The sequence below is a fragment of the Ruegeria sp. K11 genome (assembly GCF_056531905.1).
Genome location: NZ_JBQFMP010000010.1, coordinates 53349 through 72872, shown reverse-complemented (window position 1 = coordinate 72872; position 19524 = coordinate 53349). Strand labels below are relative to the sequence as shown.

Sequence of the window (19524 nt, the reverse complement as noted above, 5' to 3'; positions counted from 1 at the left end):
GCCACGTTCCTACTCTGTTGCTTCCGTGGCCCAAGTGCGCATGTGACTAGTTGGTCGGTGTCATATCGACGATTGTCGGTTCGCGATTGCCACTTGTTGGGAATACTATCATCTCGTCACCCATCGCTTCGAAGTCGATTTGTTTGAGATCGACCATGTGCACAGTGCGGTCATACATCGTGTGATAGTAGTACGTCAGTTCTAGCGAGTTGCTTGCAGTCGTTACCTGTGTCGCGCTGTATAGCAGGTCCTCAGACTGTACATCGTCCTGAGCACCCTCTGCTGCGTCGGCTGGTATGTTGAAGTTATCGAGTATCCGGAACGCCTCGCGCACAGTGTCATATCCGCCTTCTGTCTCACGTGCCGTTTGAGAGAATGCGACCGCGCGGACAAACCGCGAAGGAGGTGTGAAATCACCGGGTAGACCAATCATTCCGCTTCCTGCGCCCAGCGGTGCAAAGGTGACGCCGCTGGCTTCGACTTCGGGAAGGCCGATAGCCGTCAGATTTACATAGTTGTTGAGGTTGGTCATGTGCCAGTCGTAATTGGGCGAGTTGGTGATGACACCAAGCGGAGCCTCAAAGACGGTCAGTTCACCGTCAATGTACTCTACGACGATCCGGCCACCAAAGCGGTCTGCGACCAACATGTGGAACGGAAACGGGAAGCCGAGCGTCTCGTCAACAACTCCTACAACACGTATGCCCTCAAGACCGGCCTGTGCCTCCTCAACTGTCTCGAACATAGACAGGACGTAAGCAGCTAGAAGGTCGCCGGGTATAGTGTTGTCAGCAAGATCGGGCAGATACTCTTGGTATTCTGTAAACCCCGGCAAATAGAATAGTCCGGCGGTCAATCCAGCCTCATTGATACCATCAGCAGGTGCTCCGTGGTCCAGCATACTAATGCCAACCATCCCAAAGCGTCCTGTCCAAGCGGCCCCTTCTTGTCCATCGGGCATCTCCCCTGCGCTGTAAGCGAAGCCCCTTGGTATGACGTTGATCTTGGTCTCAAGATCGAATGGGCCCCATTCCGCTGTTCTTGCGCGAACGATGCTCCCGTCCGTTCCTGTCAGCATGATCCCTGTGCAGGCCCAAGCCATTGAAACGGATGCAACCAAGGCGACCCCAGCGCGCGCGCCGAGCTTTATCAATCTGTGCACCATCTTCGTAAGTCTCCTGCTGCTAAATTGGGTAACAATAAGGAAAGCCTACATGCGTGACACTGACATGTCTGCCTTCTATGTCGCAGTTGCTTACATAATTTAGGGAATGTAACGGCTGGATTTGGCCAATCCCTTAGCCTGTGTGGTACTCTAGTCATTGGATCGGCCACGGTCGCTCATCGGTCAGGAAGGCGTTCACCAGCATATAGAACAAGTTGGTGTCAGCAGTGCTGTCCTGTACCCGTTGCAGTCGCTTCGACTTGGTTGGTAGACTACCTATGCTGGCACGTCTTTCACCGAAATATTCAACCGGATGCAATGATAAAAAGTAATATAAAACAGACAGATATGTTGTGCTGGTTGGTAGTATATACCAAGGATACTAATCTTCATGCTGATACTGGCTAACCATCCAGCGCACTAAGCATATCGGTGCATAGTATTACTTTTAGTGTGATAAATTATGTATATACACATGATATATACTATTAGGTATCTTCTACTGATGAATACCTAGTGCACATACATACAGTGTGCGTTCTAAGTGGAGCCATTAGTATATTATATGCATATACACAATTACTCGACTATGTAGGTATAGTACAGTGTATATACTATGGATATTATCTATAGATGTATATACAATAAATATACTATTCGGACATTCCTACTATCATCGGATCAATACTGAACATTAACCTTGCAGAGGCAGACAGATGAGGCATTCAGAAAGCCTAATCTGTTCGCAGTCTTGCAATAATCCAACTGGGGCAAACGGATCGAACATTCGGTAAATGCTACGCATCCGTTTCTTACCTCATTAGAGGAAGGGTTAAGCAAAGCATGATCGCATCCGGTTCTTCCCTCATTAGACGGAGGGTTTAGCATTCTCGGGTCCGAACCCGATCAAATTACCGAATTGCAAAGAAGATAGATGACCCGGCACAAGCGTATATCTTTTGAGGTTTTGATAGGCACCCATACAGTCTGCCAACAACTGCGGTAGCTTCGGTCAGCTTTGGCCCGCATTGAGTATCCGGTAGACCGATGCGCGGCTGATCCCGAGGTCTTGAGCAATCTTGGTAGCGCCTATGCCTTTTCCTGCCAGAGCAAGCACCTCGTCCGACTTTGCCAATGCAGTTGGTTTGCGTCCTTTGTACTTTCCGGCAGCTTTGGCCTTAGCAATTCCTTCGCGCTGTCGCTCCAGCATAATCTCACGTTCAAACTCGGCCACGCTTCCAAGCAGGTTCAACATCAGCTTGCCTTGGGCCGTAGAGGTGTCGAGATTTAACCCCAATATCGTTAGGTGTGCGCCAACGGCGTCAAGCTGGCTGCGAATATCCATCAGGTGAGCCATAGAGCGTGCCAGACGGTCCAGTTTGGTGACTACTAGGTGATCACCCTCCCTGATGAAGTTGAGCGCCTCTGTGAGCTTCTCACGCGCCCTCACATCCACTGAGGATACCTGTTCGGTGAATACCTTCTCGCACCCGACCTTTTCCAGCTCCCGTAGTTGAGCATCAAGCCCAGCCGTCTGATCTAAAGTGGAAGTCCTAGCATAGCCAACAAGCATGATCCGTTCCGTCTCTCAAAGTCATAGACATTGAGATACATACTGTCTCAAAAGGTAAAGTCAATATCTGTGAGACACAATTTGCGCATGTGCCAGTTGTGTCGCTGGGGCAGGGTTCATTGAGACGGAACTGGTTCTTGGCCTTGCTGTATAGCTCGTTTGCAAAGTCGCAATGGAAGTGCAGATGGTCGATATAGACCAACAGGTTAATGGCAAAACTAACTGAACAGCCCACCCCATGGGGGAACTCGCCGCCAAGTGTTCATTAGATACCCCCTCGCAAATTGTCACAGTTTTTTTGAGAGGTGGCAGAGAGCGCCGTAGATATTCGGTGCACTAGATCAGCCTATGGTATTGCTTCAAAAGAACGACAACCACATATTGTAGGGGTAGCCCATATCGCAACTACAGGCTTCTGAGTGGAAAACCAAAGCAACAACCGACTAAAGAGCATCAGACAACTGGCTGTTGTAGATGGATGGTTTGATCAAGAAGAAGGCAATCCAAACCGTTACTCTTTGCACCTAAATGCTTCCTTTCGCCGAGAACGACTTGGAGGCGTCGAGAGTTCTAATATTCACTTTAGAGTACTGCTTCGTCAGTGCGAGATCGTTGTCGAACTGCCGGAACGCGGTAACGGGTTTGATGTTGATCCAAGAACTGTAGCCAGAAGCGCACCAGCATCGCCAATTACCGTGTCAGACAAAGAGCACCGTTCGGACACGACGCAAGCAGAGATGAACTTCGAACTGGGAGGTAAGACCACTGGGGCAATGCGTGGCCTGTTCGGTCGGAAGAAGCAGACTTCGCAGGACGTTGAAAGTGTAAGACAGGTCGCACCTTTGGAAAGCCTGCAAAGCCTGTCAGAAGACGGCCACAGGAGTTGGATCGTCTCATCACCCCTGCACAACGTTTTGGAGGGTTCATTGTGGGAAGCGGATAAGGACCCACGATACACCGTGATAGATCGAAGGCCAAAGGAACAAATCGAGTTTGAGAGGGAGCAAAACATTGCACCGGTCGCCGTGGTTGCTATTCGCTGTAAAAGGGAAGATGTCCACATTTACGACATCAAATTTAAGCAGCTGGAGGAAGACAACATTCAGCAAAATAGGGCCAATCAAAAGACGAGAGAGCGCGCGGCTGAAAGCTATTTGAAGAGTGAGATGCAGCGTCAGGGTCTTAGAGTTGGCAATATTCAAGACAAGTTTTCAGAAATGACCCTCGCTGAGTATACCATTCCGTTATTCTTATGAGCAACGTATTCAAAACTGCCGAGAAAATCCTCACGGCTGAAACGGACAACCTCTTGGAGCTGGCTAAGATTGCGGGTATCGATCCGAGGAAGATGTACTTTCAGGCAGACTTAAGCGGTGCCGATCTACGTTTACAAGACATATCGTTTTTGGTCGGTCTTCGAGCGAACTACAGTGAGGCAATTCTCACAACAGAACAACGCTCCTATCTAGCCACGAATGACACCTATGCCGAGGATGGCGCTGACCACGGCGAGTTACGGTTGTTAGGATTGCTGCGCTTAGAGACGATTGAAGATTACCTAAATAGCCTAAGTCATCTTAAGGACACTGACCCGCTTTATGACAGGCTGTTGCAGCCGCTTCAGGATACCTTGAACGCGCCGATCTCACCTAGCTTCGAGGTAAATTATGTTCGTCGCTTCGTAAGAGAACTCGCAAAGAGTTGGCCAGCACGCCTTATGGTTTCCGAGCAAAAGGAATTGTTAGGCGCTCTCACAAGAGCAAGGTTTCAGTTCTATGAGGCATGTTTTGACGATGTGGATCGCTTTTTGCCAGAAACAATAAAGGCCAACAACTTTATCGACGTTTTTGATTTGGCAAGTTGTAGCTTAGGATTTGTGTCGTCTGTGCTAGATGAGGCAGCTTCAAGAGGCAAAAGTGGATTTGCGAAGTTAGCTACCGCAATAGTAGAGAGTTTTCAGGAGCTTCCAGATAAGTTGGCGGCAACGATTTTGAACAACGAGCCTCGCCAAGATTTAACTGTGGCGGTCCTTAAAAGGCTTTCTGAAAATAGCCTTGTTAAAGAAAAAATCGCGCTTGCTAAGGTGCTTTGCAACCGATCATTCAGCGGCGCTGCGGTGAAGCTGTATTCGGAGGCGTTAAGTAATTCGCCCTCTATTCGAATGGCTTACCTGAGTACAACCATGAAATCTCAGAACACAGAACTAGCCATAGTTGCTCTGCAAGAGAGGCTTCGGTTGCCTAGGCCTCTTGGCACTATTGAGTTGAGCGACATCGCGTATCATCTTCCTGATCAACCTAGTCGAATTAGATACGCGAATAGGACGCAAAGCTTGCTGTCTGCGCACCAACACAGAATACTTGTAATCGAGATAGAAAAGATCGCTAAGACATTAGGTGAGCACCACAGAATTCGTCAGACATGGCCGGAGTACTTCGGAAGGCAATAGCCATATGTCCAACGGATCAAGTACCTAACGCATCAACTGAGAAGCGTTCAACGGCTTCCTTGGTCTGCTTTGGTGTGTACCCTTCCTTCATATAAACCTGTTGAGTAACCCCTTGGCGTTCATGCCCTACAATAAACTGTATCCTTTCAGTTGGGACGTCAGCTTGTCCTAGCCTAGTCGCAAATGTGTGACGAAGACCGTGAAATACATGAGCGTCTGACTTGATGCCGAGACTAGTTGTGAATGTTCGGTTAAACCACTTACTGAGCTTGTCTCCGTAGCCATGTTTGGGGCTGTAAGTATAGTCTGGGAATAGCCTGTTGTGCTCTGCTGATCGACGCTTGTTAACGTACTCCAATAGGCCGAGCTCGATTAGCTTCGAATGTATAGGGACGCTGCGGTGCGCAGCATCACTCTTCAGCCCTTTTTTGTCCTCGCCGTCCTCGGTGATGTCAAACAGCCATATGCCATCTTCTTGCCTAATATCGCTCAACTCTAGTTGGCACACCTCGTTCAGCCGCGCACCGCTGAACATTGCGATAAGTGTTGCCCATCGGTGGCTCTCTTTTCTGTAAAACTTGCTTTCCGGTTCAGTTAGCGCCTTGTAGGCTTTGCTTAACGCATCTTGCGTGTAAGCTTTTCTTTCTTTGGCTTGCCCGCCTTTTTTCCCAATAGTTAGCCCTTGAAACAATGCCTCTGTAGTGTAGCCATGTGCCTCTGCCCACGCCCAAAAGTTTTTGTAAGTACTTAGGTAGCTGTTCACCGTGGCATTGCTGATCCTAGGAATGTCTTTGACGTCTATGGCCTCACGCAGTGTCAGCCCTTGCGTCGCAGCAGCTTTCGACCTGTTGGCTGGCAATGACAGAATAGCGTTCTTGAGTTCTGCCGCTTGCTGTTTGCCGATTTGGTTCATACCGCAATCTGCACCAAACCACTCAACTGCAATCGCCAATCCAGCCTTGCGTTTCTGAACTGTTCCGGGTGTCCAGTTCGCGATCTTTGCTTGCTCGGTGAAATAGGCTTCTACAGCTTCAGAAAGCGTGGGGTCGTTGTGCTGAGGTGGCGGCGCTTTATCGCGTGCCTCAGTAGTTACCTCTGGGGCTAAGAAATCGTATTTCTCAAAGGTCTTGTCGTGTTCCAGTAGGGCCTTGGTTAGTGCCAATTGAGCTTTCTTGATTTCACCTAAGATCAAAAAGGCGTCCTCTTGTGTCTTCGGTTGCCTGACCCCGGTGCCGTTGCATAACTTATCTAGTTCTGAGCGGGCATAGTCTCTGCCAAGCATGTCCCAATAGTCTTCGTTATCCGCCTCATGAAGACGAATGGTGTCAGCGATGCGTTCTTTCTCTAGTTCGGTATAGGGACCGAGTTCATCCCTACGTGCCTTTGCCTTCTTTAGTACTTCCGTGAAGTACTCATGCACCTTTGTGCGTAGTTCGCCGTAGTTCATGCCCGAATGTTCTATGTGCTTTGTTATTGTGTCGCCGCACACTGCAAGACGCCGTGCCAGAGTACCAGCCTCTTTAGGGCACCTTGTACGCAAAGACACCCGAAGGGTCCTACGTGTGGCGCTTGGTCTAGTGTGGGGTTTTGGTCTTGTGTCGGGCAGTGGCCAACGGAAGTAATAGATGCCATGTCTGGACAGTGAGAGATACGCATGCAGCTTCATTTTGTGTCACACCTGTGTGTCACACCGCTCTAATGCTTGCTATCTAGTTGTATTGTTAGGTTTTGGTGGAGCCTAGGGGAGTCGAACCCCTGACCTCTTGCATGCCATGCAAGCGCTCTCCCAACTGAGCTAAGGCCCCATGCAGGTACCGCCGCAGCGGTGGACGGACGTTTATGAGACGCCGCAGGTGAGTTCAAGCCCAAAAAGCGGAAACGGTGAAAAAGTTTGCCGCCGACCCGGGCAGGAAACGAGGCGGCGCGGGCCGCCTCTGGTCCGGTCAGTTTTCGTCTTCCGACGACATATCCTTGATGTCGTCCAGCGAGACGTTGTCGCCGTCATCGTCATCGTCGTCCAGCAGATCATCGTCCAGTTCGACATCGACATTGTCGTCATCGTCCAGCACGATATCCTCGTCCGAGGACGCCTCACGCGCTTTGACCGAGGCCGCGTCTTCCGCATCAGCAGCGATCATCCGGCTTTTGCCGGTTTCCAGTTCCACGATCTCACCCGTGTAGGGGCTGACGATCGGGTCCTTGTTCAGGTCGTAAAAGCGTTTGCCGGTGGTCGGGCAGACACGCTTTACGCCCCATTCTTCCTTGGGCATATCAAATCCCCTTGATATCAGGTGAATCTCAACAATGATTCAGGTCACCTGCCACATGCGGCAGGCACTGTCAAAGCCTTTGCGCGAAGGAGATCGGCCCATGGGGCGACACGCATTGCCGGGACGGCCTCCGGTGCCGCTGACATTGCGCAAATCGGCGCGCGCGCGGCGGATCAGTTTGCGGATTTCCCAGTTAGATGGGCGCGTTACGCTCACCTACCCTCAAGGCATTGCCGAATCCGAGGCGTTGAAATTCGCACATCAGAAAGAAGAGTGGATTCGGCAACATCTGGATGACCAGCCAGACCCATCTGTCGTGCAGATCGGCCAGACCATTCCGGTTGAAGGTCAGATGCGCCGAATCGTCCACGCCCCAGGGCGACGGGTCCTGATGCGCAGGGATGAGATTGGCGTGCCCGCGGGGGCCGAAGGGCGCCGACTGGCCCGCTTTCTCAAGGAACTGGCACGGGACCGGCTGACCGGGGCCAGCGATGATTATGCGGCGATGCTGGGCTTGCCCTACAGCACCCTGACACTGCGCGACACGCGTTCACGCTGGGGGTCTTGCACCTCTGCAGGCGGGTTGATGTTCTCGTGGCGCCTGATCATGGCACCGACCGATGTACTGCACTATGTTGCGGCGCATGAGGTGGCACATTTGGCCGAGATGAACCACTCACCCGCTTTCTGGGCGCAGGTCGAAAATATCTATGGACCTTACAAGGCACCGCGTCGCTGGTTGCGGGACAACGGTGCTGCGCTGCATCGGTATCGGTTTGAAGCCACAGATTGACTGCATTGAAATTTGTGATCACATAACCGGATGATGAATCCACGCACGGCCGAATCCCAGGCGCCCACCCATGATCAAGTTTACCGGGCTTTGCGATCCCGTATTATGCATGGCGAAATTGCACCAGGTCAGGCGTTGACGTTGCGAGGGATTGGCAAGGAGTTTGGCGTCTCAATGACCCCTGCACGCGAAGCTGTACGCCGGTTGGCGGCCGAGGGTGCATTGTTCCTGTCCACCTCGGGGCGGGTCTCGACCCCGGAACTGACCAACGACCGGATAGAAGAACTTGCCGCGCTGCGCGCGCTTTTGGAGGTCGAACTGGCCAGCCGCGCCCTGCCCCGCGCGCATATCGCACTGATCGATCGATTGCAGAGCATCAATATGACCGTTGCTGAAATGGTCACGAAACGGGACGCGGTGGGCTATATTCGCGCCAATCTGGAGTTTCACCGCACACTCTATTTGCGGGCGCAGGCCCCGGCCATGTTGGCGATCGCCGAAACCGTCTGGTTGCAGATGGGGCCGACAATGCGAGCCCTCTATGGTCGGTTGCGGCGTACAGACCCACCGCATTATCACCGTCTGATCATTGCCGCGCTCAAGGCCGGGGATGAGCCTGGCTTGCGTCTGGCAGTCCGCTCGGACGTGACCCAGGGGTTGCGGCTGCTGGTCAGTTAGGCGGCATACCGCTCAGGGGTGTGGATTACCGGACCTTCAGGCTTTTGAAGGGCGCGTATTTCTGGTGCGAAGCCCCTGTCTGCGCTATTGTGAGGTCAATCACAACAAGAGCAGATTTCAGTCATGATCACCCGCAGGACATTCTCAGTTTTACTTGGTTCAGGCCTGCTTGCGGCCTGTTCGGGCGGTGGCGCCCCAAGCAACGCGCCCGCGTCCCGAATGCGGACCGTTCCGAACGCGGGATGGGATGCGTGGGTCGCAGGATTCAAAGGCCGCGCCGCCGCGCAAGGCATTTCACAGACAACGATCAACCGCGCCTTTCAAGGGGCTGGCTATCTGCCCGATGTGATTGAGCGCGACCGCAATCAGGTGGAGTTCAAACGCTCGCTTGAGGATTATCTGGCCATCGCCGCTTCGGACGAACGGATCAGCACCGGGCAACAGATGCTGCAGCGTCACAACAGCACCCTGTCCCAGATCGAGGCAAAATATGGTGTCGAGAAAGAGGTGATCGTTGCCGTCTGGGGGCTGGAAAGCCGCTATGGTGCGCGGCGCGGTGACGTACCGGTCATCTCAGCCACGTCTACGCTGGCCTATGACGGGCGGCGCGGTGCCTTCTTTGAAAAACAGCTGGTGGCTGCGCTGAAGATCATTCAGGAGGGCGACACCACGCCTGCCAACATGACCGGCAGTTGGGCCGGAGCGATGGGGCATACGCAGTTTATTCCCACATCGTATCAGGCATTTGCGGTGGATTTCACTGGTGACGGACGGCGCGATATCTGGTCGGATGATCCGGCGGACGCATTGGCCTCAACAGCGGCTTATCTTGCGCGATCCGGATGGGAGCGGGGTCGGCCCTGGGGAGGCGAGGTTGGGACCGTCAGCGGCACGCCAGTCTCCGTATTGCAACCGCAGAACCCGGGACCCCGCATTGCCGTATTCCGGAATTTTCAGGTCATCAAACGCTATAACAACTCGGACAGCTATGCCATTGGCGTTGGACATCTGTCAGACCGGATCGCAGGCGGCGCGCCGTTTCAGGCGTCGTTTGGGCCGGATGAAAATGGCCTGACGTTGCAGGACCGCAAAGAGTTGCAGCGACGCCTGACATCCGCAGGCTACGATACGCAAGGCGCGGACGGGGTGATCGGCAAGAATACCACATCCGCGATCAGCGCGTATCAGCGCGCAAACGGCCTGCCTGCGACAGGAGAGCCCTCGGTGGACTTACTGCGCAGGCTCGGCGGTTGACGGCTCAGGCCGCCAGCCCTTTTGAGCCGATATCAAGGAATTTCTGGCGGCGGTCGCGGATCAGCGTTGCCGCATCCTTGCCGTCCAGATCTTTCAGCATCGCCGTGATCGCAGCCCGGACCGATTCAAAGGTTGTTAAGCGGTCACGGTGGGCACCGCCTTTGGGTTCGGTGATGATCCGGTCGCAGATGCCCAGTTTATAGAGGTCTTGCGCCGTCAGACGCAGTGCCTCGGCCGCTTCGCGCATCTTCTCGGAGTCTTTCCACAGGATCGAAGCACAACCTTCAGGTGAGATCACCGAATAGACCGAATGCTCCAGCATTGCCACACGGTTCGCCGTTGCAAACGCCACGGCACCACCAGAACCGCCTTCGCCAATGATCACGGAAACCAGAGGCACACCGATTTTCAAACACATCTCGGTCGAGCGGGCGATGGCTTCGGATTGGCCGCGTTCTTCGGCGCCCTTTCCGGGATAAGCCCCTGCGGTGTCGATCAAAGTAATCACCGGCAGACCAAACCGCCCTGCCATTTCCATCAGGCGCACGGCTTTGCGATAGCCTTCGGGGCGCGCCATGCCGAAATTGCGCTCGATCCGCGATTTGGTGTCGCTGCCCTTTTCATGTCCGATCACCATCACCGGCTGATCATCGAACCGCGCAAGGCCGCCAATCACTGCCAGATCGTCCGCGAAATTCCGATCTCCGGCCAAGGGCGTGAATTCGGTGAACAGCTCGGCAACATAGTCCTGACAATGGGGTCGTTCAGGATGCCGTGCCACCTGACATTTCCGCCAGGGCGTCAGATCGGCATACAGCTCTTCCAGCAGTTTCGCAGCCTTGGCATCCAGCGCCGAGGCTTCTTCGGCCACGTCCATCTCTTCATTGGCACGCGCCAGCGCACGCAGCTCTTCGGCTTTGCCTTCGATTTCGGCCAGGGGTTTTTCGAAATCCAGATACTGGGTCATGACGCCTCTCAACGCGGAAATTCTCTGCTATATGACCTGTGGGGAACCGGGATGCAACTCGGCATGAGTGCGCGAACATGAATTGGGACGGATCCAGCGGGTTGTGGCACTACTCGTTAAGCCCATACGATTCTGGCACCGGGAAAAGAAACCTCCTCTCGAAACCCGTTTGACGAGGGGCCGCGTGTAACACCACTTACAAAAACTCTGATGGATCAACATGAGATATCAGCGAAGGTTTACCTGCACAATTGTGAAGTTTAACTCACTTGCAGGTGCAATTCTCACGTCCTAGTGTCCAATAAACGTCTCAACCAAAAATGGGGAGAAACCTCAGCGAGACTACACTCAGGGAGAAGACCATGAACCTATTCCGGACCGGAGCGCTGGCCGCGGTCCTGGCGATGACAGCCGGGGGCGTAATGTCGGAACCATTAAAACTGCAGCCCGCTGACCCTCAGCCCAACCCGAAATCGGGTCTGAACGTAAAATACGCATGGGAAGGCAATCCTCCGCGTAAGATCCAGAATCTGGCCAAAGCAGAACACCTGCTGAAAAAAGCGAAGCCCGGGCCTCCGCTAAGGGGGCTGGATTACCGGGAAACGAACGACGGTGATCCGGTTTTGACCTTTGACAAGGCTTACAACGTTGCTGCCGAAATCACCGGGTACATCCACTTTGACTCACCCGGCATCTATGAGCTTGAAACCTGGTCCAATGATGGCATCGATGCCTGGGTCGGCGGTCAACAAATAGGATACCTCAATAACCGTCAGCCATGCGATGCGAACCAGAGAACCGAAGTCGAAGTTCCTAAGGCAGGATGGTATCCACTGCACATAAAGTATTTTCAGAAATACGTGGCATCTTGCCTGATGATGAAATGGGGCAAACAAGGCGAGCGGATTACCTGGACGCCAAATGACGTGTTTGGGCGCTGAAGTAAGGCACCTGCAAAGGTGCCGTTCTTAGTTGTTCGAGGCAATCAACTCCGCCTGCGCCACAATCACTTCGGCTTGTTTGATCGAGGCGATATCAACCAGCCGCCCCTTATAGACCGTCGCGCCTTCGCCATTTGCCTTGGCCTGCTCCATCGCGGCCAGGATGTCGCGCGCCTCAGACACTGCTTCGTCTGACGGTGTAAAGACCTGATTGGCCAAGGCGATCTGTTTGGGATGGATCGCCCACTTGCCAACCATGCCCAACGTCGCCGAGCGCTTGGCCTGCGCGATATACCCGTCGTCGTCCGAGAAATCTCCGAAGGGACCATCCACCGGTAGAACGCCATGAGTTCGGCAAGCCGCGACAATCGCGGCTTGTGCCCAGTGCCACGGGTCGGACCAATGCTTGTCGCCTTCGTGCAGCATGTAGTAGTTTTCCTGTGTACCTCCGATGCCGGTGGTCTGCATCCCCATCGATGCTGCAAAATCCGCCGCCCCCAGGCTCATGGCCTGCAGTCTGGGTGATGAGGCCGCGATCTCTTCGACATGCGCAAGACCGGCGGCCGACTCGATGATGACCTCGAAGCTGATCGGTTTGGAGCGGCCCTTGGCGTGTTCAATCGCGGTAACCAACGCGTCGACCGCGTAGACATCCGCCGCACACCCGACTTTGGGGATCATGATCTGGTCGAGGCGATCGCTGGCCTGTTCCATCAGATCGACCACGTCACGATACCAGTATGGTGTGTCCAACCCGTTGATGCGCACCGAAAGGTATTTGTTCCCCCAGTCGACGGTGTTCAGCGCCTCGATGACATTGGCACGCGCTGCGTCCTTGTCGGTTGGCGCAACCGAGTCCTCGAGATCAAGGTTGATAACATCCGCAGCCGATGCCGCCATCTTCGCAAACAACTTGGTATTGGACCCCGGCCCGAACAACTGGCAGCGGTTCGGGCGCGCTGGGGCGGCGGGTTGAATGCGGAAACTCATCGGGACCTCACGTAAGAAAGGAAATTACGATTTTATTCCCCTTCGGGATATTAAATTGCGCAGCGCTGCGCAAGCATGTTTATGCACTTGCGGCATTGCAATTGCAGCATTCACTGGCAATCCGTTTGTTTTCGGCGCTTATGGATTAATCACTTAAGAAACTTGCAATAATTTTGCAATTTTGAACTATTCTACACAATAAACTCTCGCGATCCCTCTCTTTGCTGGAGCGAATCGAGAAACCCTCGTCTGACCGCTCCCTTAGCCTGCTTCGGAATCAAAGGAGTGCACCGCAATGATCGAAACACCGTATCTGCTGTTTTTGGGTGATGCCCCCGACCAACTGGCCGCCAAAGTTGCTATCGGAATCCGGGATTGGCGACCGGAAAACGCCGTAGGCCAGTTCCGGATGGAAGGCTGCAAGGCCGATCTGGGCATGACCGATATGACCCTGGCCGAGGCCAAGGCTGCCGGAGCCAAGACGCTGGTGATCGGTGTAGCAAATCGCGGTGGCGTTATCAGCCAGGCCTGGAAGAAGGTGCTGATCGAAGCGCTGGAAATGGGGTACGATCTGGCATCGGGGCTGCACAACCTGTTGCGGGACGAAGGCGATCTGGTTGCTGCTGCCCAAACCCATGGGGGCACCCTGCACGACGTGCGTGTGCCGACTGACGGGTATCCGATTGCCAATGGCCGCAAGCGCAGTGGAAAGCGATGCCTGGCCGTCGGCACCGATTGCTCTGCGGGCAAAATGTATACGGCAATGTCGATGGATGCCGAGATGCGCAAGCGGGGTTTAAAATCCACGTTCCGCGCCACCGGTCAAACGGGAATTCTGATCACCGGGCAAGGTGTGCCCCTCGATGCGGTTGTTGCGGATTTCATGGCGGGCGCGGTGGAGTATCTGACCCCGGGAAACGATGAGGATCATTGGGATCACATCGAAGGTCAGGGGTCTTTGTTCCACGTGTCATATTCAGGGGTGACAATGGCATTGGTGCATGGCGGACAACCTGATGCCCTGATCCTGTGTCATGAACCGACCCGCACTCATATGCGTGGCCTGCCGGAATACGGCCTGCCAACATTGACTGAACTTCGTGACACCGCCTTACCAATCGCTCGCATCGCAAACCCGGACTGTCAGGTGGTTGGGATTTCAATCAACACCCAAAACCTGAACGAAGACGCGGCGCGAGAGTATATTACAGAGGTGGAGGCTGAGATGGGGTTACCTGCCACTGATCCTTATCGTTTTGGTGCGGGGAAACTTGTGGATGCGCTCATGGCGCTGTGATCTATCTGTCCTGTCGGAGGACCGCCTCCGGCGGGAGTATTTTTGAAAAGATGAAGGAGGGGGCGCGTGCAGATCCAAGTCTCTCGTGATGTTTTTCGCTTGGCGCAGGTTTTTACGATCTCGCGCGGATCGCGGACCGAGGCGCAGGTGCTGACCGTTCGTGTATCTGAAGATGGGATCGGCGGATGGGGGGAGTGCGTGCCTTATGCCCGGTATGGCGAGACGCTGGATTCTGTTGAAGCGGAAATCGCAGGCCTTCCGGACAGGTTTGATCGGGCGGAGTTGATGGGTTTGTTGCCAGCGGGCGCGGCGCGAAACGCGGTGGATTGCGCACTTTGGGATCTGGAGTGCAAACGTGCGGGTCGTCGAGTGTGGGACCTGGCCGGGTTACCCGTGCCGCAGCCGGAAATCACCGCCTATACGCTTTCACTGGATGCACCTGAAGCGATGCGGGTGCAGGCTGCGGCAAACGCGCATCGACCCTTGCTCAAGATCAAACTGGGGACGCCGGACGACATGCCGCGGCTTGAAGCCGTGCGTGCGGGGGCTCCGGACGCCCGGATCATCGTGGACGCCAACGAAGGCTGGTCTGCCGAGGTTTATGCAGATCTTGCGCCGCATCTGGTGCGGTTGGGGGTCGCTTTGGTCGAACAGCCTCTGCCTGCTGACGATGACGAAGCCTTGATCGGGATGCAACGCCCGGTGCCGGTTTGCGCTGACGAATCCTGTCATGATCGCGACAGCTTGCCCAACCTCAAAGGCAAGTATGATGTCATCAATATCAAACTGGACAAAACCGGCGGCCTGACGGAAGCGCTGGAATTGCGCGAAGCGGCGATTGCAGAAGGCTTTGACATCATGGTCGGTTGCATGGTCGGCAGCTCTCTGGCCATGGCCCCGGCAACTTTGTTGGCGCAAGGTGCGATGGTGACAGACCTTGACGGCCCGCTTCTGTTGGCCGAAGACCGCGATACCCCGCTGGTTTTTGACGATACCGGGGTCCACCCGCCCCAAGCCGCGCTCTGGGGCTGAGGACGGCCCTGAAACGAAAAGGATATAAAATGACCCGCACCGTTTATGTGAACGGAGAGTATCTGCCCGAAACCGAGGCGAAGGTCTCGATCTTTGACCGGGGATTTCTGATGGCGGATGCTGTCTATGAGGTTACCAGCGTTCTGGACGGCAAGCTGATTGATTTCGAAGGCCACGCTGTTCGGCTGAAACGGTCTTTGGACGAGTTGCAGATGGCCTCGCCCTGCAGCCAGGACGAGTTGCTGGAGATACACCGCAAACTGGTTGAGTTGAACGATATTGATGAGGGTCTGGTATATCTGCAGGTCTCGCGCGGTAGTGATGGAGATCGGGATTTTGTGTTCCCATCCGCTGACACCAAACCAACGCTTGTTCTGTTTACCCAGAACAAGCCGGGGCTGGCGGACAGTCCCGCCGCGAAGACCGGGGCAAAGATCATCTCCATCGATGATATCCGCTGGGGACGCAGGGACATCAAGACGGTTCAGCTGCTCTATCCGTCAATGGGCAAGATGATGGCCAAGACCGCAGGGTGCGATGACGCCTGGATGGTGGAAGACGGCTATGTGACCGAGGGCACGAGCAACAACGCCTATTTTGTCAAAGGCGGAAAAATCGTCACACGTCCGCTGTCCAACGACATCCTGCACGGGATCACCCGCAAGGCGGTGTTGCGCATGGCTGCCGAGGCGCAGATGGTTGTCGAGGAGCGTCTTTTCACCATCGCAGAAGCACAGGCGGCGGATGAAGCATTTACCACTTCGGCCAGCGCGTTTGTGATGCCGGTGGTCGAGATCGACGGCGTTGCACTGGGTGATGGCACTCCGGGGCCTATCGCAACGCGGTTGCGCGAAATTTATATCGACGAAAGCCGCAAGGCCGCAGTTTAAGGCAAAAGGCCCGTCAAACTGGCGGGCCTTTCCTTTTCGGGTCAGCCCTTTTTGCCAACATTTTCTTCAAAAGCGACCTCGAACGCGGCTTGCTTTTCCGGGCTGGCCTCGGTCTGGTAGTTCGCTTTCCATTCCTCCATGGTCATGCCGTAGAAGATCTGACGCGCCTCGTCCTTGCCCATTTCGATACCCTTTTCGTTGGCCGCTTCCTGATACCAACGAGACAGGCAGTTCCGGCAGAACCCGGCCAGGTTCATCATGTCGATGTTCTGAACGTCAGTGCGGTCCTGCATCAGGTGCTGCTGCAGGCGGCGGAATGCGGCGGCTTGAAGTTCGATTTCGGTTTGAGTGTCCATGGTCAGGCTCCGAATGACAGAATTGCGTGCTGTATCTGACCTAGCGGTCCGATGGCGATGTTTCAACAAACGGCGCGTCAAGTCAGCTTCAAGGCCAGCCACGGGATGATGCAAAAGATCAGCGTCAGTATCTTGTAATTGGCCAGATACCGGAAATATGCCCGCTTCACATCCGAATGCGCCATCTGGAACATCGTGCTGTGGATACCTGCGATCCGGTCCTGCAACACGAAAACCATCGCTGTGGTGAACAGCAAGACGGCGATGTTCAACACAGCCATCCAGCCAAAGACGTCCGTCAGAAATTCCTGAGTCATCATCGCCTCCTTTCCCCGAATATATGGGGATCAGGGCCAGTGCTCACAATAATGTGTGCTCAAAGGTCGCTGGCGTCCAGCGCATCATGCAAAACGGTGGCCAGACGCTCGGCCCAAGCCCGTTGACCCGCGTGATCCCCGATCAGGTCATTGCGCAGCTCGATCAGTGCATTGGGACGGCCAAAGGTGGTGCAGTGTTTATCAATCGCATCTCCGGGCAGCACGCCTGTATAAGGCTCGTTCACCCCGACGCACAGGTCGCCTTCTGCCTCAAGCCGGTCAATCAGCGGCCGCGAGAACCTTTCGTCTGGCGTGTGCAGCACCCCTATATGCCAGGGGCGCGGATCACGTCCGCGCAGCTGGCGCGTAAAGGAATGCATCGATACGATGACCGCGTGCGGCAGTGCCGCCAGGTCCGCCAGCGCCTTGTGATAGGGGCGATAGCACATGTTCAGACGTCGCTCGCGCTCCACCGTGTCGGCGTGGCGATTCCCGGGAATGATGGAGCCATCATAAAGCTTCATCAACAGGGTCGGATCATCCTCACCCCGGTTCGGATCAATCACAAGACGCGAGAAGTTGGCAGCAATGACTGGCGCGTTCAGAATCTCGCCCAGGTGCTTTGACACCTCGTAGGCGCCAACATCATAGGCAATGTGGCGCTCCATATCCTCACGGGGCAGGCCAAGATCGCCTCCGTTCACCTCGGGCGGTACCATGTTGGTTGCGTGGTCACATGTGATCAGCCAGCGCGATGGCCGATCCGCGCCGTGGATAAAAAACGGAGAATACGTCATAAGCCTGTCATCTTGTTCATCGCAGGTGTAGGGCAGTTGCTTCGGAAAGGGAATTGCGCAATAAGCAGCGTGACCGATGTTTGCGGTAACATCTTTATCGGATGACCGACAAAGCCAACGAAGACGTGAAGGGGGCAAGATCAATGCGACGCCTGAGAAATGTAAAAATCGTGGCGACGCTGGGACCGGCGTCAAATGACTATGACATGATCCGCGCGCTGCACGAGGCCGGAGCGGATGTGTTCCGCCTGAATATGAGCCACGGTAGCCATGATGAGATTCGCGAACGGCACCGGATCATTAGGCAGGTTGAGAAGGATCTGGAAAGCCCCATTGCCATTCTGGCCGACCTTCAGGGTCCGAAACTGCGTGTCGGCGTATTCGCCAACGAAGCCGAAGAGCTGGAAGAAGGCGCTGCGTTTCGGTTGGATCTTGATCCGGCGGCCGGTGACATCAACCGCGTCTGCCTGCCCCACCCCGAGATTTTTGCCGCGCTGGAACCGGGCGCGCGTCTTCTGGTCAATGACGGGAAAATTCGCCTGATCGTGCAGGATTGCGGTCAAGACTATGCCAACTGTTCGGTTGAGGTCGGGGGGACGATCTCGAACCGTAAGGGCGTCAACGTGCCCGACGTGGTGCTGCCGCTGGCGGCTTTGTCCGCCAAAGACCGGGACGATCTGGAATTTGTCTGCCAACTGGGTGTCGACTGGCTGGCGCTGAGTTTTGTGCAACGCGCCAAGGACGTATTCGAGGCCCGCGCGCTAGCGGATGGGCGCGCCTCGATCCTCTCCAAGATCGAAAAGCCTGCGGCCGTCGAAGCGTTTGACGATATCCTCGATGCATCCGATGGCATCATGGTTGCCCGGGGCGATCTGGGTGTTGAATTGCCGGTTTCTGCCGTACCGCCGATCCAGAAACGGCTGGTTCGCAAATGTCGGACCGCGGCAAAACCCGTGATCGTCGCCACCCAGATGCTGGAAAGCATGATCGAAAGCCCGATGCCGACCCGCGCCGAAGTCTCGGACGTGGCCACGGCGATCTACGAGGGTACGGATGCCATCATGCTTAGCGCGGAATCGGCTGCCGGGTCGTATCCGGTTGAGGCGGTGCAGACCATGAACAAGGTCGCTATCGAGGTCGAGGCCGATCCGACCTACACTCAGATCATTGCCGCCTCGCGCACCGCCAAGGGCACAACGATCGCCGACGGTATCGTCGCTGCGGCGCGTGAGATTGCGGAAAAGACCGATATCAAGGCAATATGCTGTTTTACCCAAAGCGGCACCACCGCACTCCTGACCGCGCGTGAACGTCCCGGCGTGCCGATCATCGCCATGACGCCCGCGACCGGAACCGCGCGCCGGCTGTGCCTCAGCTGGGGGTGCCACTGCGTGATGACCCCGGAACTCGAGCGATTCAAAGGCGCAGTCGTCAACGCAGCCCGCGCCGCGCGTGCCGGAGGGTTCGCATCGGAAAGCGATCAGATCGTCGTCACTGCCGGTGTTCCGTTCAACGTGCCCGGCACGACGAACATCTTGCGCATCGCGCCTTGTGATGAGCGTCTGATCTACAACACTGATCCTGGCTAAGTCTGTTCGGGCAACCTGCCCAATCAAGTTTTGCTCGAAAATTAGGCATAAAAACTACTATTAGAACAAATAGTTACGGCATTATTGGGTGAAAAACTCAGTTTCCCCTCTGTTTTTCCGTGTTTTTCCCCGATACTGATCGGCAGGGGCAGTCATCTATTTTAGT

Annotated in this window: 19 protein-coding genes and 1 tRNA gene; 10 read left to right on the top strand and 10 right to left on the bottom strand. The window is 55.0% G+C overall.

Annotation, left to right across the window (positions count from 1 at the left end; genetic code table 11):
* Positions 1-46: 46 nt before the first annotated feature.
* Positions 47-1165 carry a linear amide C-N hydrolase gene (locus ACR0K4_RS16505; protein WP_480854845.1) on the bottom strand — a complete coding sequence of 373 codons (1119 nt, stop codon included), beginning with the start codon at positions 1163-1165 and terminating at the stop codon, positions 47-49.
* Positions 1166-2177: 1012 nt separating this feature from the next.
* Positions 2178-2738: a recombinase family protein gene (locus ACR0K4_RS16500; RefSeq protein WP_480854844.1), complete on the bottom strand. Its 561-nt coding sequence runs from the start codon at positions 2736-2738 to the stop codon at positions 2178-2180.
* Positions 2739-3157: 419 nt separating this feature from the next.
* Between ACR0K4_RS16500 and ACR0K4_RS16495 the strand changes: the two genes are divergently transcribed.
* A complete protein-coding gene (locus ACR0K4_RS16495; RefSeq protein ID WP_480854843.1) occupies positions 3158-3994 on the top strand; it encodes a hypothetical protein in 837 nt (278 codons plus the stop codon).
* The gene (locus ACR0K4_RS16490; protein ID WP_480854842.1) at positions 3991-5187 is read left to right on the top strand and encodes a hypothetical protein; all 1197 of its coding nucleotides are present in this window, start codon (positions 3991-3993) and stop codon (positions 5185-5187) included. The genes ACR0K4_RS16495 and ACR0K4_RS16490 overlap by 4 nt, the downstream gene beginning before the upstream one ends.
* 16 nt (positions 5188-5203) lie before the next feature.
* Here ACR0K4_RS16490 and ACR0K4_RS16485 read toward each other — a convergent pair whose 3' ends face one another.
* From ACR0K4_RS16485 to ACR0K4_RS16475, 3 genes are all read right to left on the bottom strand, one after another.
* Positions 5204-6634 (bottom strand): site-specific integrase, encoded by a 1431-nt coding sequence (locus ACR0K4_RS16485; RefSeq protein WP_480854841.1) that lies wholly within the window; start codon positions 6632-6634, stop codon positions 5204-5206.
* 282 nt (positions 6635-6916) lie between these two features.
* A tRNA-Ala gene (locus ACR0K4_RS16480) sits at positions 6917-6992 on the bottom strand.
* A gap of 138 nt (positions 6993-7130) precedes the next feature.
* Positions 7131-7457: a TIGR02300 family protein gene (locus ACR0K4_RS16475; RefSeq protein ID WP_480854840.1), complete on the bottom strand. Its 327-nt coding sequence runs from the start codon at positions 7455-7457 to the stop codon at positions 7131-7133.
* A 100-nt stretch (positions 7458-7557) separates the two neighbouring features.
* On the opposite strand from ACR0K4_RS16475, the gene ACR0K4_RS16470 reads away from it, so the two are divergent.
* From ACR0K4_RS16470 to ACR0K4_RS16460, 3 genes are all read left to right on the top strand, one after another.
* Positions 7558-8250 carry a M48 family metallopeptidase gene (locus ACR0K4_RS16470; RefSeq protein WP_480854839.1) on the top strand — a complete coding sequence of 231 codons (693 nt, stop codon included), beginning with the start codon at positions 7558-7560 and terminating at the stop codon, positions 8248-8250.
* A gap of 30 nt (positions 8251-8280) precedes the next feature.
* Positions 8281-8928 (top strand): GntR family transcriptional regulator, encoded by a 648-nt coding sequence (locus tag ACR0K4_RS16465; protein ID WP_480521115.1) that lies wholly within the window; start codon positions 8281-8283, stop codon positions 8926-8928.
* A 123-nt stretch (positions 8929-9051) separates the two neighbouring features.
* Positions 9052-10182 carry a lytic murein transglycosylase gene (locus ACR0K4_RS16460; RefSeq protein ID WP_480854838.1) on the top strand — a complete coding sequence of 377 codons (1131 nt, stop codon included), beginning with the start codon at positions 9052-9054 and terminating at the stop codon, positions 10180-10182.
* 4 nt (positions 10183-10186) lie between these two features.
* Here ACR0K4_RS16460 and ACR0K4_RS16455 read toward each other — a convergent pair whose 3' ends face one another.
* Positions 10187-11149, bottom strand: coding sequence for an acetyl-CoA carboxylase carboxyltransferase subunit alpha (locus ACR0K4_RS16455; RefSeq protein WP_480521112.1), 963 nt, complete (start codon positions 11147-11149; stop codon positions 10187-10189).
* 362 nt (positions 11150-11511) lie between these two features.
* Between ACR0K4_RS16455 and ACR0K4_RS16450 the strand changes: the two genes are divergently transcribed.
* A complete protein-coding gene (locus ACR0K4_RS16450) occupies positions 11512-12090 on the top strand; it encodes a PA14 domain-containing protein (RefSeq protein WP_480854837.1) in 579 nt (192 codons plus the stop codon).
* 27 nt (positions 12091-12117) lie between these two features.
* Here ACR0K4_RS16450 and ACR0K4_RS16445 read toward each other — a convergent pair whose 3' ends face one another.
* Positions 12118-13080, bottom strand: coding sequence for an L-malyl-CoA/beta-methylmalyl-CoA lyase (locus ACR0K4_RS16445; RefSeq protein ID WP_480521108.1), 963 nt, complete (start codon positions 13078-13080; stop codon positions 12118-12120).
* Positions 13081-13375: 295 nt separating this feature from the next.
* On the opposite strand from ACR0K4_RS16445, the gene dgcN reads away from it, so the two are divergent.
* From dgcN to ACR0K4_RS16430, 3 genes are all read left to right on the top strand, one after another.
* On the top strand, positions 13376-14377 hold the full coding sequence (gene dgcN / locus ACR0K4_RS16440; RefSeq protein ID WP_480854836.1) for an N-acetyltransferase DgcN: 1002 nt from the start codon (positions 13376-13378) through the stop codon (positions 14375-14377).
* Positions 14378-14443: 66 nt separating this feature from the next.
* Entirely contained in the window at positions 14444-15409 is a 966-nt protein-coding gene (gene dgcA, locus ACR0K4_RS16435; protein ID WP_480854835.1) for an N-acetyl-D-Glu racemase DgcA, read from the top strand.
* 29 nt (positions 15410-15438) lie between these two features.
* On the top strand, positions 15439-16299 hold the full coding sequence (locus ACR0K4_RS16430; RefSeq protein ID WP_480854834.1) for a D-amino-acid transaminase: 861 nt from the start codon (positions 15439-15441) through the stop codon (positions 16297-16299).
* A 41-nt stretch (positions 16300-16340) separates the two neighbouring features.
* Here the strand turns inward: ACR0K4_RS16430 and ACR0K4_RS16425 are convergent, their stop codons facing one another.
* From ACR0K4_RS16425 to ACR0K4_RS16415, 3 genes are all read right to left on the bottom strand, one after another.
* A complete protein-coding gene (locus ACR0K4_RS16425) occupies positions 16341-16655 on the bottom strand; it encodes a DUF1244 domain-containing protein (RefSeq protein ID WP_480521101.1) in 315 nt (104 codons plus the stop codon).
* Between the two features lie 77 nt (positions 16656-16732).
* Positions 16733-16972, bottom strand: a complete 240-nt coding sequence (locus ACR0K4_RS16420) for a DUF6868 family protein (protein WP_480854833.1) — start codon at positions 16970-16972, stop codon at positions 16733-16735.
* A 59-nt stretch (positions 16973-17031) separates the two neighbouring features.
* A complete protein-coding gene (locus tag ACR0K4_RS16415) occupies positions 17032-17769 on the bottom strand; it encodes an N-formylglutamate amidohydrolase (protein WP_480854831.1) in 738 nt (245 codons plus the stop codon).
* Positions 17770-17912: 143 nt separating this feature from the next.
* Here ACR0K4_RS16415 and pyk point away from each other — a divergent pair, with 143 nt between their 5' ends.
* Positions 17913-19358, top strand: a complete 1446-nt coding sequence (gene pyk / locus ACR0K4_RS16410; RefSeq protein WP_480854830.1) for a pyruvate kinase — start codon at positions 17913-17915, stop codon at positions 19356-19358.
* Positions 19359-19524 lie beyond the last annotated feature (166 nt).

Excerpts from the sequence above, each read along its gene's own strand:
- ACR0K4_RS16505 (WP_480854845.1), bottom strand. The coding sequence starts at position 1,165 with ATGGTGCACAGATTGATAAAGCTCGGCGCGCGCGCTGGGGTCGCCTTG.
- ACR0K4_RS16500 (WP_480854844.1), bottom strand. The coding sequence starts at position 2,738 with ATGCTTGTTGGCTATGCTAGGACTTCCACTTTAGATCAGACGGCTGGG.
- ACR0K4_RS16490 (WP_480854842.1), top strand. The coding sequence starts at position 3,991 with ATGAGCAACGTATTCAAAACTGCCGAGAAAATCCTCACGGCTGAAACG.
- ACR0K4_RS16485 (WP_480854841.1), bottom strand. The coding sequence starts at position 6,634 with ATGAACTACGGCGAACTACGCACAAAGGTGCATGAGTACTTCACGGAA.
- ACR0K4_RS16475 (WP_480854840.1), bottom strand. The coding sequence starts at position 7,457 with ATGCCCAAGGAAGAATGGGGCGTAAAGCGTGTCTGCCCGACCACCGGC.
- ACR0K4_RS16470 (WP_480854839.1), top strand. The coding sequence starts at position 7,558 with ATGGGGCGACACGCATTGCCGGGACGGCCTCCGGTGCCGCTGACATTG.
- ACR0K4_RS16465 (WP_480521115.1), top strand. The coding sequence starts at position 8,281 with ATGATGAATCCACGCACGGCCGAATCCCAGGCGCCCACCCATGATCAA.
- ACR0K4_RS16460 (WP_480854838.1), top strand. The coding sequence starts at position 9,052 with ATGATCACCCGCAGGACATTCTCAGTTTTACTTGGTTCAGGCCTGCTT.
- ACR0K4_RS16455 (WP_480521112.1), bottom strand. The coding sequence starts at position 11,149 with ATGACCCAGTATCTGGATTTCGAAAAACCCCTGGCCGAAATCGAAGGC.
- ACR0K4_RS16450 (WP_480854837.1), top strand. The coding sequence starts at position 11,512 with ATGAACCTATTCCGGACCGGAGCGCTGGCCGCGGTCCTGGCGATGACA.
- ACR0K4_RS16445 (WP_480521108.1), bottom strand. The coding sequence starts at position 13,080 with ATGAGTTTCCGCATTCAACCCGCCGCCCCAGCGCGCCCGAACCGCTGC.
- dgcN (WP_480854836.1), top strand. The coding sequence starts at position 13,376 with ATGATCGAAACACCGTATCTGCTGTTTTTGGGTGATGCCCCCGACCAA.
- ACR0K4_RS16430 (WP_480854834.1), top strand. The coding sequence starts at position 15,439 with ATGACCCGCACCGTTTATGTGAACGGAGAGTATCTGCCCGAAACCGAG.
- ACR0K4_RS16425 (WP_480521101.1), bottom strand. The coding sequence starts at position 16,655 with ATGGACACTCAAACCGAAATCGAACTTCAAGCCGCCGCATTCCGCCGC.
- ACR0K4_RS16420 (WP_480854833.1), bottom strand. The coding sequence starts at position 16,972 with ATGACTCAGGAATTTCTGACGGACGTCTTTGGCTGGATGGCTGTGTTG.
- ACR0K4_RS16415 (WP_480854831.1), bottom strand. The coding sequence starts at position 17,769 with ATGACGTATTCTCCGTTTTTTATCCACGGCGCGGATCGGCCATCGCGC.
- pyk (WP_480854830.1), top strand. The coding sequence starts at position 17,913 with ATGCGACGCCTGAGAAATGTAAAAATCGTGGCGACGCTGGGACCGGCG.